Here is a 14,172-nt window from a genome sequence, read left to right as displayed (position 1 = left end):
TAACATTCCTGTGCGTTCTTACTAATCGTAAGTTAGGCGCGTATCTTCCTCCTCACAAGAGTTATCGGAGAGATACCATGACCATCGCAATCACCGGAGCCACCGGCCAGCTTGGCCAGCTTGTCATCGCAGCCCTGCGCAAACGGCTGCCCGAGGGAGAAATCATCGCGCTGGCCCGCAACCCGGCCAAGGTCGATCTGGGCGTGACCACCCGCGCCTTCGACTATGACGTGCCCGAGACGCTGGCGACCGCGCTGGCAGGCGTGGACAAGCTGCTGTTGATCTCATCCTCCGAGGTCGGCAAGCGTGCCGCGCAGCACCGCGCCGTGATCGAGGCTGCGCGGGACGCGGGCGTCAAGGAAATCGTCTATACCAGCCTGCTGCACGCCGACCGCTCGCCCCTGTCGCTGGCCGATGAACATCTGGCGACCGAGGCGATGCTGGAGGGCGCAGGCATCCCCCACACCATCCTGCGCAATGGTTGGTATACCGAGAATTATCTGGGCGCCCTGTCCGCCGCGCTGGAACATGGCGCGCTGATCGGTTCGGTCGGCGATGGGCGCGTGTCCGGCGCACCGCGCAAGGACTATGCCGAGGCGGCTGCCATTGTGCTGACCAGCGACGGCCATGCGGGCAAGACCTATGAGCTGGCCGCGGATGAGGCATGGACGCTGGCCGATCTGGCCGCCGAGATAGCGGCGCAATCGGGCAAGCCCGTCGCCTATAACGACCTGCCCGAGGCGGAATATGCCGGGGCGCTGGCCGGTTTCGGCCTGCCCGAAGGGCTTGCCGCCGCCATCGCAAGCTGGGACGTGGGCGCCTCGCAAGGCGCGCTTTACGATGACAGCCACACCCTGTCGCGCCTGATCGGTCGCCCGACGACCTCGTTGGCAGAGACCGTCAAGGCCGCGCTTTAGAACGGCACATCGTCCAGGCCACCAGCGTCCGAGGCGGGCTGCACATAGCCCGCCTTGATCGTCTTGAAGCCCGTGGGGAACTCGACGGTCAGCGTATCTTCGGCGATGCCCTGGATCGTGCCATTGCCGAATTTCTGGTGAAACACCCGGTCGCCCACCGAATAGCGGGCCGCCGGTTCCGCGTCGATCGTCACCGGGACGCGATGCACCGGGGCGGATCGTTGCGCGGTGCGTTCCTGCATCCGCTTCCAGCCGGGCGAGTTGTAGACATCCGCCTTGGCCGCGCGGTCATGCATCTGCGTCTGCGCAAAGGGCTGTGCCGCCGCACCGAAACCGCCGCCGTAAAGGCCGGGGGGCGTCAGCACCTCGACATGTTCCTCGGGCAATTCGTCGATAAAGCGCGACGGCAGGCTGGATTGCCATTGCCCATACATGCGGCGGTTTCCGGCAAAGGTGATGGTCACCAATTCCTCGCCGCGCGTGATGCCGACATAGCCAAGGCGCCGCTCTTCCTCCAGGCCCTTCAGGCCGGATTCGTCCATGCTGCGCTGGCTGGGGAACAAACCGTCCTCCCACCCTGGCAGGAAGACGATGGGGTATTCCAGACCCTTGGCGGCGTGCAGGGTCATGATGCTGACCTGTTCTTCCTGCTCGCCCTTGTCGGTATCCATGACCAGCGCGACGTGTTCCAGAAAACCTTGCAGGTTTTCAAATTCTTCCAGCGCCTTTATCAATTCTTTCAAGTTGTCCAGCCGCCCCGGAGCGTCGGGATTCTTGTCATTCTGCCACATGGTCGTATAGCCGGATTCGTCCAGAATCCGCTCGGCCAGTTCGACATGGTTCACGCGATCATCGATGGCGTCGGCATGCCAGCGGCCCATGCTTTGCGTGAACTGGCGCAGCGCCGCGCCGCCCTTGCCGCCGATACCTGCGGTCGCCACGACCGAGGCCGCACCTTCCAGCAGTGACAGCCCCCGGTCTCGCGCTTCGCGCTGGATGGTCTGCACCGCCTTGTCACCAAGACCGCGCTTGGGCACGTTCACCACCCGCTCAAACGCCAGATCGTCGGCGGGGCTGACGGCCAGCCGGAAATAGGCCATCGCGTCGCGGATTTCCTGCCGTTCATAGAAGCGCGGCCCGCCGATCACACGATATGGCAGGCCGATGGTCATAAACCGGTCCTCGAACGCGCGCATCTGGTGCGAGGCGCGGACAAGGATCGCGATGTCGTTCAGGCTGCGCTTGCCAATGCTGCGGCGGTGACCGCCCTGGAAGCTTTCGATTTCTTCGCCGATCCAGCGCGCCTCGGCCTCGCTGTCCCAATGGCCGATCAGGCGCACGGGTTCGCCGCCCACGGCGTCGGTCCACAGCGTCTTGCCCAACCGCCCCTTGTTGGCCGCGATCAGACCCGAGGCTGCCGCAAGAATATGCGGGGTCGAGCGGTAGTTCTGTTCCAGCCGGATCACCTGCGCGCCGGGGAAATCGGTTTCGAACCGCAGGATGTTGCCCACTTCGGCCCCGCGCCAGCCATAGATCGACTGGTCGTCATCGCCCACGCAGCAGATGTTGCGATGCGCCCGTGCCAACAAGCGCAGCCACATATACTGCGCGACGTTGGTGTCCTGATATTCGTCGACAAGGATATAGCGGAAGCGGTCCTGCCATTGTTTCAGCACATCGGGATGCGCCTGAAAGATGGTGACGCAATGCATCAGCAGGTCACCGAAATCGACGGCGTTCAGTTCCAGCAGGCGGCGCTGATAGGCCGCGTAAAGCTTGCCGCCATGGCCGTCATAGGCGCGTTCCTCGCCCTTGGGCAGGGTCGCAGGCGTGACGCAGCGGTTCTTCCAGCCGTCGATCAGGCCCGCCAATTGCCGCGCGGGCCAGCGCTTTTCGTCGATGTTTTCCGCCGCGATCAGCTGCTTCAGCAGACGGATCTGGTCGTCGGTGTCCAGAATGGTGAAGCTGGGCTTCAGATGCAGCGTGGCATCGCCCACCAATTCGGCATGGCGGCGCAGGATCTTGACGCTGATGCTGTGGAAGGTGCCCAGCCACGGCATCCCCTCGACCATCTCGCCCAGCAGGCGGCCGATGCGGTCCTTCATCTCGCGCGCGGCTTTGTTGGTAAAGGTCACGGCAAGGATCTGGCCGGGCCGCGCCTTGCCCAAGGTCAGCAGATGCGCGATGCGCGTGGTCAGCGCCCGCGTCTTACCCGTCCCCGCGCCCGCCAGCAGCAGGACCGGGCCGTCCAGCGCCAGCACGGCGGCGCGCTGCGCATCGTTCAGCCCATCCAGATAGGGCGTGGGCCGCGCCGACATGGCCCGCTGCGAAAGGGGCACGGGCGCGGTAGCAGCCTCGAAGGCGTCCTGATCGTCGAAATCGCTCATGGCGTCAGCATAGCCCCTGCGGCGCGAGGGGGAAAGCCCATGTTCACGCCTTGTTCCGGATCAAGCCCGCAGGCCCGCAAAGATTGCAGGATCAAGGCTGGCATGGGCAAACGTCTCGCCCTGCGTCATCACCGAAACCGCATCATGTGAATGCAGCGATTCCTGATGGCTGGCCACCACGCGGAAATCGCCGATGCGCGGCTCGGCCAGCAATTGCTCGGCAAAGGCACGCACGGCATCCTCGACAAAGATGGGGTTGGCGGCGTTCAATTCGGCGAAGGCCTGTTCATCCTCGCGCTTGACCATCACCTGCGTTTCGGTCGCGACAGCGCGGCGGCACAGTTCGACCATATCTTCAAACCACAGCGTATCGCCTTGCATGACCACGGAAATCCGCGCGATCGAGCGCTGCGAATGTGGCGTCGCCAACTGTCCGCGCATCTGGCGGGCATGTTCGGACAATTCCAGCGAACAGGGGCAGGTCGAGCTATATACATAGTCGAAATGCATGATCCGCAGCCGCTGCCCGGCACGTTCCACCAGTTCCAGCGCGATGTCGTAATATTGCCAGCCCGTCAGACCCGAGCGTAGCGATTCCACCCGCATCGGATAGCTGATCCGCATCTGAATGCGCGCGTCGAAGCTATCCAGATCGGTCTTGTAATCCTCAAGCGCGGCTTCCAGCACTCCCATCGAAAACTGCTTTTCCGCATGAGCGTAGAATGAGCGCATGATCCGGCTCATGTTGATGCCCTTGCGGTCGGCATCAAGGCTGACAGTTCCGGTGACGCTGGTTTCCAGCGTGATGTCGCCACCATCGGGCATCCGGTAACGCAAAGGCAGCCGGAAATTCGAGATGCCGACATGCTGGATCGGCGCGCGCGCACCGACGATCAGGCTGGCCGGACCGTTCTGCAGATCCGGCAAGCTGGCCTTGTAGCTGTCATCGACGCGGAAATCCGCAGGGTATTCGCGCGACAGCGCCGGATAGGCGCGTTCGGTCGCGACGGGGCGGGCTTCGGTCATGGTCATCTCCCCCAAAGCAGGTCGGGGCACAATCTGGGGATTGTTGCCCCGAAAAGAAAGGGGGACGCGCTTACCCGGCCATCGCCTGACGAATATCTGCAATCAGATCGTCGGCATGTTCCAGCCCGATGGACAGGCGCAGCAGACCCGGCGTGATACCCAGGCCCAGACGAACCTCCTCGGCCAGACGCGAATGGGTCGTGGTCGAGGGATGGGTCACGATGGATTTCGCGTCGCCAAGGTTGTTCGAGATCAGGAAGATCCGCATCCGGTCCATCGCGGCAAAGGCGGCTTCCTTGCTGCCCAGATCGACCGCGACCATCGTGCCGCCCGCACCCATCTGGCGCATCGCCAGATCGTGCTGGGCATGGCTGGCAAGACCCGGATAGATGACGCGCGAAACGCCGGGCTGATCCTGCAGCGCCGTGGCAAGCGTCAGCGCGGTGTCCGACTGGGCGCGCACGCGCAGGTCCAGCGTCGTCAGCCCGTTCAGCATGATCCATGCGTTGAAGGGGCTGATCGCCGCGCCGGTATGTTTCAGATAGGGCTCGGCCACCTCACGCACGAATTCGCGCGTGCCGCAGATCACGCCGCCAAGGCAACGCCCCGCCCCGTCGATATGCTTGGTCGAGGAATAGACGACGACATCCGCCCCCTGCTCTACCGCACGGGAATAGACCGGCGTGGCAAAGACGTTATCGACGATGACCAGCGCGCCGACCGCATGGGCCAGCTTGGCCACGCCCGCGATGTCCACGATCTCAAGCGTGGGGTTCGACACGGATTCAAAGAACACGGCCTTGGTGTCGGGCCGGATCGCGGCCTGCCATTGATCCAGATCGGTGCCATCGACATAGCTGATTTCGACCCCGAAGCGGGCCAGCACGTCCAGCACGTACAGGCAGGAACCGAACAACGCCCTGGACGACACGATGTGATCGCCGGGCTTGGCGAAACACATCAGCGCGCCGTTCACCGCAGCCATCCCCGAGGCCGTGGCAAATGCGTCCTCGGTGCCTTCCAGATTGGCGATCCGATCCTCGAACATGCGCGAGGTGGGGTTGCCATAGCGGGCATAGATGAATTCGTCGGGTCCAGTCTTGATGAAGCGGGCTTCGGCCTGTTCCGAATTGTCATAGGCAAAGCCCTGCGTCATGAACAGCGCCTCGGCCATCTCGCCATATTGGCTGCGGCGGATGCCGTGATGGACGGCGCGGGTGCGCGGATGCAGGGCTTTGTCAGACATAGCGGGCCTCATTGAATGGGTCAGGCCGGGTTACTCCTGCGCGCGCAGGCGTGCAAGGGGCCGTCATTCGTCCTTGGGCAGGGCGTGACGCTCAAACAGCTTGGCGTTCAGGACGAAAAACACGACCATGACCGCAGGCAGGCCAAAGGTCTTGAAATTGACCCAAGCCGTTTCCGACATGCTGCGCCAGACGACCTCATTGGCAAGGGCAAGGCCAAGGAATAGCCCGACCAGCCGCTGGGTCAGGATGCGCCAGCCTTCGGCGGACATCGGCAGCGCCTCGGACATGACCAGTTGCAGCCAGTTGCGGCGCAGGGCCAGACTGATCCCCAGCGCACCCGCGAACAGCAGATAGATCAGCGTGGGCTTCATCTTGAAAAAGCGCGGATCGTTCAGCCAGACGGACAGACCGCCGAAGACGATCACCAGAACCAGCGTGGCGATCTGCATGGGCGCAAGCTTGCCCGTCAGCCGCCACAGCGCCAGCGTGCTGAGGATCAGCACCGGGATAAAGACCAGCGTGGCCACGATGAAACCGGAATATTCCGTGCCGCCGATGGCCACCGTCTTGTCGCGCAACCGCATGAAGACGACAAAGAACAGGATCAAAGGCCCGAATTCCAAAGCGGCCTTCAGCAGCGGGTTGATCTTTTTCGTCTGGGTCATCGCATGGCCTCCGGGTTCATCGCTTGGCCTGTCTGGCGCAGCGCGCGGCCCCAGTCCAGCCCGTTCGCTGGGTCAGTCCAGCCGGATCGCAGCAAGGATCGGCCCGGTCGCCGCCGTCTTTTCATGCCCGCGCCCCATGGCCTGCGCCAGAATGGCGTGGCGCGTATCGGCCGGGAAGGCGTCGCCGCTTTGCGCATCCGCCTTGACGGTCATGCGCAAGGGCGCGCGCCCATCCCATTCGCCGATCCGGTCCACGGCCAGAACCACGTTGCGATAATTCACCGCGACGCCGCGATTTTCGCCCGCCTTGATCGTCACGCTGCGTTCAGGCGCATAACGCACCAGCAAAATCGCGACGCGGCTGCGGATCTGGGCGCGCGGGGTCAGCTCGATCTGGTAATCGGCATCGTGCTGGCTTGCCGTGACCAGCACCGGGGCCGGACGGGCCATCTGGGTTTCCAGCAGCGACATCAGTTCCGCCGGGCGCAGGGCGATCAGCGTATCGGTGCCGCCCACGACCATCTGCGGCGTATAGATCCCACGTTCGCCCCACGCATGGGCATAGGCCTGCTGACGCCGGGTAAAGGCCGGGTTCGCGAATTCATCCGCCCAACCCAGATAATCCCAGTAATCCACATGCCACGACAGCGCCAGAATGTCGTCGCGCTCGGCCAGTTCCGCCAGCATCTGATCGGCGGGCGGACAGGACGAACAGCCCTGAGAGGTGAAAAGCTCAACCACCACGGGGGGATGACCGATCGGGCCGAACATGCGGGCGCGGCTTTGCGCGGTGCGGCGTTCGGCAAAGGATGCAACCCCCGGCCCCTCGGCAAAGGGGGTGTTTGCAAACGGATCGGCTTCGCCTTCGGTCATTGCATCGGCGGCAAAACCGGGATCGCCGTCAGGCGCCTCGATCAGGCCCACATCTTCGCCGCCGGGGGCAGCATCGGCAGTCGCCGTGCTGGCCGATATGTCCGAACCCTGCGCAGGCAGGACCGAGACGCCCACGGGTTCGTCCAACGGCACCGGGCTTTCGACGCCGGGATCCATATGCGACAGCGGCATTCCCGGATCGGCAGACAGGGGCGCGGCCTGCCCGCCGACCTGCATGTCCTGTGCCAGTGCGGCCTGCCCCATCATCAGCCCCGCAATCAGGACCGATGCGGCAAGACGGAACCCAAGGACCGCGCCGCGCGATGATCCTTGCGTTCCATGCCCAACCTGCATGTATCCAACTGCCAAGCGAGAAGCCATGAGTCTGCTTATTCCCGAAATTTTCGATCCGCATCACCTAACGCCCACGCCGCCAAGGGAACAAATCAATGCTTTGTTAGCAGGCCGTTCCCGTCATGTGATCGTTGCCTGAAACACACATCATGCAGGTGCAGAAAAATCTGCATACCATCGCATACCATTTACGCCCTGCCCTTGAACCCCTGCCTGAAAAGGATCAAATGACAGGGCGAAGATGCCAATCAGCCACCTTTTTTTCCAAGAATTGGGAGCCGAGTCATGACCATCGTAACCGGAACCGACACCGCCAAGACGCGCCGTCAGCTTGACGTGGGTGGTTCCTCCATCGCCTATTACTCGATCGATGCCGCGACCGAGGCGGGACTGGGTGATTTCTCGCGGCTTCCTGCCTCGCTGAAAGTCGTCTTGGAGAACCTGCTGCGGTTCGAGGATAACGGCCGCACCGTCAGCGTGGACGACATCAAGGCATTCGCCGAATGGGCCGTGCAAGGCGGCCAGAACCCGCGCGAGATCGCCTATCGCCCTGCCCGCGTGCTGATGCAGGACTTTACCGGCGTGCCCGCAGTGGTGGACCTTGCCGCAATGCGCGATGGCATCAAATCGCGGGGTGGCGATGCACAAAAGATCAACCCGCTGAACCCGGTCGATCTGGTCATCGACCATTCGGTGATGATCGACGAATTCGGCAATCCCCGTGCGTTCCAGCGCAACGTGGAACTGGAATACGAACGTAACCTTGAACGCTATACCTTCCTGAAATGGGGGCAGAATGCGTTCAACAATTTCCGCGTCGTGCCGCCGGGAACCGGCATCTGCCATCAGGTGAACCTTGAATATCTGGCCCAGACCGTCTGGACCGACAAGGATCAGACCGGCGCCGAAGTCGCCTATCCCGATACGCTGGTCGGCACCGACAGCCACACCACCATGGTCAACGGCCTAGCCGTCCTTGGCTGGGGCGTCGGCGGGATCGAGGCCGAGGCCGCGATGCTGGGTCAGCCGATCTCGATGCTGATCCCCGAGGTCGTGGGCTTCAAGATCACCGGCGCGCTGCGCGAAGGCGTCACGGCGACCGACCTTGTGCTGAAGGTTGTGCAGATGCTGCGCAAGCATGGCGTGGTCGGCAAATTCGTCGAATTCTACGGCGAAGGTCTGGACCACATGCCGCTGGCCGATCGCGCCACCATCGCCAACATGGCGCCCGAATATGGCGCGACCTGCGGCTTTTTCCCCATCGACGACGAAACCCTGCGCTATCTGCGCCAAACGGGCCGCGAGGAAACCCGCATCGCGCTGGTCGAGGCTTATGCCAAGCAGAACGGCTTCTGGCGGACGCAGGATTACGCGCCAGTTTATACCTCGACGCTGGAACTGGATCAGGGCACGGTGGTCCCGGCGATTTCGGGCCCGAAACGTCCGCAGGATCACGTCGCACTGACCGATTCGGCCTTTGAGTTCGCGAAATATATCAGCGGCACGCGCAAGCTGGCCGAACCCACCCGCGAATCGCTGAAACGCTGGAACGGCGAAGGCGGCGCCCCCGCCGAAGGTGAGCTGCCCGGCCATCACGAAGGCTATAAATCCGGCGCAGTCGATGGCGAAACCTATCAGCTACATGACGGATCAATCGTGATCGCCTCGATTACCTCATGCACCAACACCTCGAACCCCTATGTGCTGATGGCCGCCGGGCTGGTGGCGCGCAAGGCGCGTGCGCTTGGCCTGACGCGCAAGCCTTGGGTCAAGACCTCGCTTGCGCCTGGATCGCAGGTGGTTGCCGAATACCTTGAAGCGGCGAACCTGCAAGAGGATCTGGACGCACTTGGGTTCAACCTTGTCGGCTTCGGCTGCACGACCTGCATCGGGAACTCGGGTCCGCTGCAGCCCGAAATCTCGAAGTCTATCAACGAAAACGATCTTGTCGCGGTGTCGGTCCTGTCGGGCAACCGCAACTTCGAAGGCCGGATCAGCCCTGACGTGCGCGCGAACTATCTGGCCTCGCCGCCGCTGGTAGTAGCCTATGCCATCGCGGGCGACATGAACATCGACCTGACCACCGAACCGCTGGCCCACACCGCCGAGGGCAAGCCGGTCTTCCTGAAAGACCTGTGGCCCAGCTCGAAAGAGGTGGCGGAACTGGTCGATACCATCGTCACGCGCGAAATGTTCCAGACGAAATATGCGGACGTTTTCAAGGGCGACGAACGCTGGCAGGCGGTCGAGATCACCGATAGCGAAACCTATGACTGGCCGGCATCTTCGACCTACATCCAGAACCCGCCTTACTTCCAGGGCATGTCGGCGGAAAAGGGCGAGATCCACAACATCCACGGCGCCCGCGTGCTGGCGCTGCTGGGCGACATGATCACCACCGACCACATCTCGCCCGCTGGTTCGTTCAAGCCGACAACCCCGGCAGGCGTCTATCTGACCGAACGGCAGGTCGCGCCCAAGGATTTCAACAGCTACGGCTCGCGTCGCGGCAACCACGAAATCATGATGCGCGGCACGTTCGCCAATATCCGCATCAAGAACGAGATGCTGGACGGCGTCGAAGGCGGCTTTTCCAAAGGCCCGGACGGTGAACAGGCGGCGATCTATGACGCGGCCATGGCCTATAAGGCGGCAGGCATTCCGCTGGTCGTGATCGGCGGCATCGAATACGGCGCGGGTTCGTCGCGCGACTGGGCGGCCAAGGGCACCAACCTTCTAGGCGTCAAGGCTGTGATCGCCGAGTCGTTCGAGCGTATCCACCGCTCGAACCTTGTGGGCATGGGCGTCGTGCCGTTCGAATTCACCGGCGGCGACAACCGCAAGACGCTGGACCTGAAAGGCGACGAGGTGATCTCAATCGACGGGCTGGAAGGGGACTTCAAGCCGCTTTCGCTGGTTCCCTGCACCATCAAATACGCCGATGGCACGGAAAAGGTGATCCAGCTGAAAGCCCGCGTCGATACCGAGGTCGAGATCGAATACCTGGAGAACGGCGGCGTGCTGCATTACGTGCTGCGCAACCTTGCGAAAGCCTGACCGCCTGAAAATCACAACGGCCCCGGAACTCTCCGGGGCCTTTTTCATTGGGCTGGCTGGAGGTTCCAGATGACAGTTGTGCGCTGGCAGGATGCGAACGGCACGGGGATCGAGCATTGCCAGCTTGATCGCGACAGCACGGGCCTGCGCTTGTCGGGCGTGGTCGCGGGCATTCGCGAAAGCGGCGATGGCGGCTTTTATCTGGTCACGACCGACGCGCATTTCCGCACGCGCGAGGTCTTGGTGTGGCTGACCAGCGGCCCGCGCCTGCATCTGCATTCGGACGGTCTGGGCCATTGGCACGACCTGCGCGACGGCAGTTCCCTGCCCGCTTTGGCTGGATGCATAGATGTCGATCTGGGCATGTCGCCCGTGACGAACACCCTGCCGATCCTGCGGTTGGGGCTGGACATCGGCCAGACCGCCGACATCCGCGCGGCCTATGTCCCCTTACCGGGCGAATTCCCGAAGTTTCAGGCACGGCGTATGTTACAGCACTACACGCGACTGGAACGCGATCTATACCGCTATGAAAGCAACGACTTCAGCGCCGAACTTCACGTCGATGCGGACGGCCTGGTGCTGGACTATCCGCAGCTGTTCCGCAGGCTTTAGCCTTCCGAGCAATACCACATCGTCCCGCCCACGGCGGCTGATCCGATGACCATCGAACCCACGGCCACGGGCGATGCGGCCACGCCCATTGCCGCTGCCCCCGCCGCCTCAAGCGTGCCGACCATGGAACCGGAGGTCGCGGCCAAAACCGCCGCACCGGGCCGCTGCGTGATCGCGTCGTAGCCTGCCACCGCCATCGCATTGGCGTTGCGGAAAGTGGCTGCGCGGGTGCTGTTCACACGCTCGCAGAACGTCTTGCGACAGACCGCATTGTTTTTGCGCGGCCCCTGCTGCGCCCCGATATAGGTGTCGTTCTGGCTGTCCCACAGCAGGCAATAGCTGCCATCGTCGCCCATGGCGTTGCGGCGCAAAATCTCGCGCAGGGTGACATAGCCGGGGCAGGAAATCTTGCCCCAGCCCGAGAAGTTCTTTTCCATCCGCCCGACATTCGCGCGGAATTCATCGTCGCGGACATATTTGATCTCGGTCCGGGCACCCGCGATCGAGGTTTCGCAGGTCCACAGCCGCTCATCCCGCGCGGATTTGCCGGTGGGCGCGGCCGCTTCCTGGGCCGGGGCGACATCTGGCGCGACTTCGGGCATGGCGGCGTCAGGCGCAGGTGTTTCCGGCGCGGGTTCGGGGGCAACTGCCTCGGCTGGCTCGGGGGTAGCGTCGGGCGCGACCGTCTCGGGCGCGGCCAGTTCAAGCAGCGGCGCGGGCGGCACAGTATCCTGCGCCGTGACCGGACCGGCCAGCCCCGCCATCATGGCCACCACTAGAAGCGCCGATCTTGCCCGCATCGCATCCCCCGAAATCGAATCTTGGCACTAAAAGCCGAAATGCCGTGCCGGTTTCAATCCGCCACGACACAACCTCCGGCCATTGTGATGCGGGCGGGGCACATGAACGAAAAAGGCCGCCCCGAAAGGGACGGCCCGGATCGCTGCAAGAACCGAAAAGGATCAGTTCTTCGCGTAGAATTCGACGACCAGGTTCGGTTCCATCTGCACGGCATAGGGAACATCGCCCAGAGCCGGGGTGCGAACGAAGGACGCGGTCATCTTGTTGTGGTCGACTTCCAGATAGTCGGGAACGTCACGCTCGGTCAGGGCGACGGCTTCCAGCACGACGGCCAGTTGACGCGAACGCTCACGGATCGAGATGACATCGCCTTCTTTGACGCGGTAGGACGCGATGTTCACGCGCTGGCCGTTCACCTCGATATGGCCGTGGTTCACGAACTGGCGTGCGGCAAAGATGGTGGCGACGAATTTCGCGCGGTAGACAACGGCGTCCAGGCGGCGCTCCAGCAGGCCAACCAGGTTTTCACCGGTGTCGCCCTTGACGCGCTCGGCTTCGGCATAGATGCGGCGGAATTGCTTTTCCGTCAGGTCGCCGTAGTAACCTTTGAGTTTTTGCTTGGCGCGCAGCTGGGTGCCGAAGTCGGACAGTTTGCCCTTGCGGCGCTGGCCGTGCTGGCCCGGACCGTATTCGCGCTTGTTCAGCGGCGACTTGGCGCGGCCCCAGATGTTTTCGCCCATGCGGCGGTCAATTTTGTACTTGGCAGACGTGCGTTTGGTCACGGCTGATCTCCTTCTTTAAGTTGTCGAAGGGCGTTGTCCTCTGGCCGAAGCCTGACAGGGTTCCCCTTGCGGGGTCCACCAACACCAGTGAAGCGGCGCTTATAGCTGCGTTGCCGCCCGTGTCAAGCACCCCTTGAGCGGCGGGCCCGATGCCCTTAAATAGGGGGGACAGAACAAGGAAGGCCCGCGATGTTTGCGATCCCCGGCAAGTCACCCGTCACCATCACCCCCGCCGCTGAAAAGCACATCGCGCGGCTGATGGCATCCAAGTCCGCAAGCGGGCTGCGCATCGGCCTGAAAAAGGGCGGCTGCGCAGGTATGGAATATACGATGGAACTGGCCCAGACCGCATCGCCGGGTGATGAGGTCGTCGAACAGGGCGACGCACGGGTGCTGATCGCGCCCACCGCGCAGATGTATCTGTTCGGCACGGAAATCGACTACGAAAACGGCATGCTGGAATCGGGCTTCAAATTCCGCAATCCGAACGTGACCGATGCTTGCGGTTGCGGTGAATCGGTCAGCTTCGCCCTGCCCGGTGCCAAAGCCTAAGGCTTTTTTCACACGTTAGCGCACACATCCCAAAGGGCCGCTTGATCCCCCGGCGCGCGGCCCCTATCCCCTTGGCAGACCATGACAAGGGAGAGGCTGATGGCCCCGCGCAAACTTGCTGCCGGTAACTGGAAGATGAACGGAACCCTGGCCTCGCTGGCCCAGATCGACCAGCTTCTGGCCGATGCCGTGCCGGGTTGCGATGTGCTGATCTGCCCGCCCGCCACGCTGATCCATGCGGTCGCGGCCAAAGGCATCGCCACCGGCGGTCAGGATTGCCACGCCAACGCCTCGGGCGCGCATACCGGCGACATCGCGGCGGCGCAGTTGAAAGATGCGGGCGCAAGCCATGTCATTCTGGGCCATTCCGAACGCCGCACCGACCATGCCGAAACCGACGCGCAGATTGCCGCGAAATCCGTCGCTGCGCATGAGGCGGGCCTGATCGCCGTGATCTGCGTCGGCGAGACCGAGACCCAGCGCGACAGCGGCGCGACGCTGGACGTGATCTCGGCGCAGTTGGCCGGCTCGGTTCCCGATTGCGCCACGGCGGCGAATACGGTCATCGCCTATGAACCCGTCTGGGCCATCGGCACCGGCCGCACGCCCACAGACGCCCAGATTGCCGAGGTTCACGCCCTGATGCGCGAACGCCTGTCCGAGCGTTTTGCCGATGGCGCCGATTTCAGCCTGCTTTACGGCGGCTCGGTCAAGCCCGGCAACGCGGCGGAAATCTTTGCCATCGCGCATGTGAATGGCGCGCTGGTGGGCGGGGCCAGCCTGAAGGCCGCCGATTTCGCCCCCATAGTCGCGGCGCTTTCGGCAGCCTGACCGCAGAATTTCACTCAAAAAGAACGCTATTCCATCCGTAACGCCGCGGATGGAATGGCATTGCC

The 14,172-nt window shown here is 63.2% G+C and carries 12 protein-coding genes; 5 read left to right on the top strand and 7 right to left on the bottom strand.

Annotated features, from left to right (window positions below):
- The first annotated feature begins 77 nt into the window (after positions 1-77).
- Positions 78-917: an SDR family oxidoreductase gene (locus tag FN835_RS08195; protein WP_142662727.1), complete on the top strand. Its 840-nt coding sequence runs from the start codon at positions 78-80 to the stop codon at positions 915-917.
- On the opposite strand, the gene FN835_RS08190 is transcribed toward FN835_RS08195, so the two are convergent.
- The 5 genes from FN835_RS08190 to FN835_RS08170 all read right to left on the bottom strand — a co-directional run bounded on the left by FN835_RS08190 (position 914) and on the right by FN835_RS08170 (position 7,469).
- Positions 914-3,304 (bottom strand): ATP-dependent helicase, encoded by a 2,391-nt coding sequence (locus tag FN835_RS08190; RefSeq protein ID WP_142662726.1) that lies wholly within the window; start codon positions 3,302-3,304, stop codon positions 914-916. The genes FN835_RS08195 and FN835_RS08190 overlap by 4 nt on opposite strands.
- A 60-nt stretch (positions 3,305-3,364) precedes the next feature.
- Complete coding sequence (folE2, locus tag FN835_RS08185) at positions 3,365-4,432, bottom strand: GTP cyclohydrolase FolE2 (RefSeq protein ID WP_425467463.1); 1,068 nt, start codon at positions 4,430-4,432, stop codon at positions 3,365-3,367.
- The gene (metZ, locus tag FN835_RS08180) at positions 4,401-5,576 is read right to left on the bottom strand and encodes an O-succinylhomoserine sulfhydrylase (RefSeq protein WP_142662724.1); all 1,176 of its coding nucleotides are present in this window, start codon (positions 5,574-5,576) and stop codon (positions 4,401-4,403) included. The genes folE2 and metZ overlap by 32 nt, the downstream gene beginning before the upstream one ends.
- 63 nt (positions 5,577-5,639) lie before the next feature.
- A complete protein-coding gene (locus tag FN835_RS08175; protein ID WP_142662723.1) occupies positions 5,640-6,242 on the bottom strand; it encodes an inner membrane-spanning protein YciB in 603 nt (200 codons plus the stop codon).
- Positions 6,243-6,314: 72 nt separating this feature from the next.
- Positions 6,315-7,469, bottom strand: coding sequence for a DUF1223 domain-containing protein (locus FN835_RS08170; protein ID WP_246098679.1), 1,155 nt, complete (start codon positions 7,467-7,469; stop codon positions 6,315-6,317).
- A gap of 285 nt (positions 7,470-7,754) precedes the next feature.
- Here FN835_RS08170 and acnA point away from each other — a divergent pair, with 285 nt between their 5' ends.
- On the top strand, positions 7,755-10,526 hold the full coding sequence (gene acnA / locus FN835_RS08165; RefSeq protein WP_142662722.1) for an aconitate hydratase AcnA: 2,772 nt from the start codon (positions 7,755-7,757) through the stop codon (positions 10,524-10,526).
- A 69-nt stretch (positions 10,527-10,595) separates the two neighbouring features.
- On the top strand, positions 10,596-11,141 hold the full coding sequence (locus FN835_RS08160; protein WP_142662721.1) for a putative glycolipid-binding domain-containing protein: 546 nt from the start codon (positions 10,596-10,598) through the stop codon (positions 11,139-11,141).
- Here FN835_RS08160 and FN835_RS08155 read toward each other — a convergent pair.
- A complete protein-coding gene (locus tag FN835_RS08155; protein WP_246098678.1) occupies positions 11,138-11,941 on the bottom strand; it encodes a hypothetical protein in 804 nt (267 codons plus the stop codon). The genes FN835_RS08160 and FN835_RS08155 overlap by 4 nt on opposite strands.
- Positions 11,942-12,103: 162 nt before the next feature.
- Positions 12,104-12,724 (bottom strand): 30S ribosomal protein S4, encoded by a 621-nt coding sequence (gene rpsD / locus FN835_RS08145; protein WP_142662719.1) that lies wholly within the window; start codon positions 12,722-12,724, stop codon positions 12,104-12,106.
- A 189-nt stretch (positions 12,725-12,913) separates the two neighbouring features.
- Here rpsD and FN835_RS08140 point away from each other — a divergent pair, with 189 nt between their 5' ends.
- Both FN835_RS08140 and tpiA read left to right on the top strand, forming a co-directional pair.
- Positions 12,914-13,276, top strand: a complete 363-nt coding sequence (locus FN835_RS08140; RefSeq protein ID WP_142662718.1) for a HesB/IscA family protein — start codon at positions 12,914-12,916, stop codon at positions 13,274-13,276.
- Positions 13,277-13,375: 99 nt separating this feature from the next.
- On the top strand, positions 13,376-14,107 hold the full coding sequence (gene tpiA / locus FN835_RS08135; RefSeq protein ID WP_142662717.1) for a triose-phosphate isomerase: 732 nt from the start codon (positions 13,376-13,378) through the stop codon (positions 14,105-14,107).
- Positions 14,108-14,172: the final 65 nt, after the last annotated feature.

Source organism: Paracoccus laeviglucosivorans (genome assembly GCF_900182695.1).
In the GTDB taxonomy this organism is placed as follows: domain Bacteria; phylum Pseudomonadota; class Alphaproteobacteria; order Rhodobacterales; family Rhodobacteraceae; genus Paracoccus; species Paracoccus laeviglucosivorans.
The sequence above is the reverse complement of the archived record's forward strand: the minus strand, read 5'-3'. Positions and strand labels throughout refer to the sequence as shown.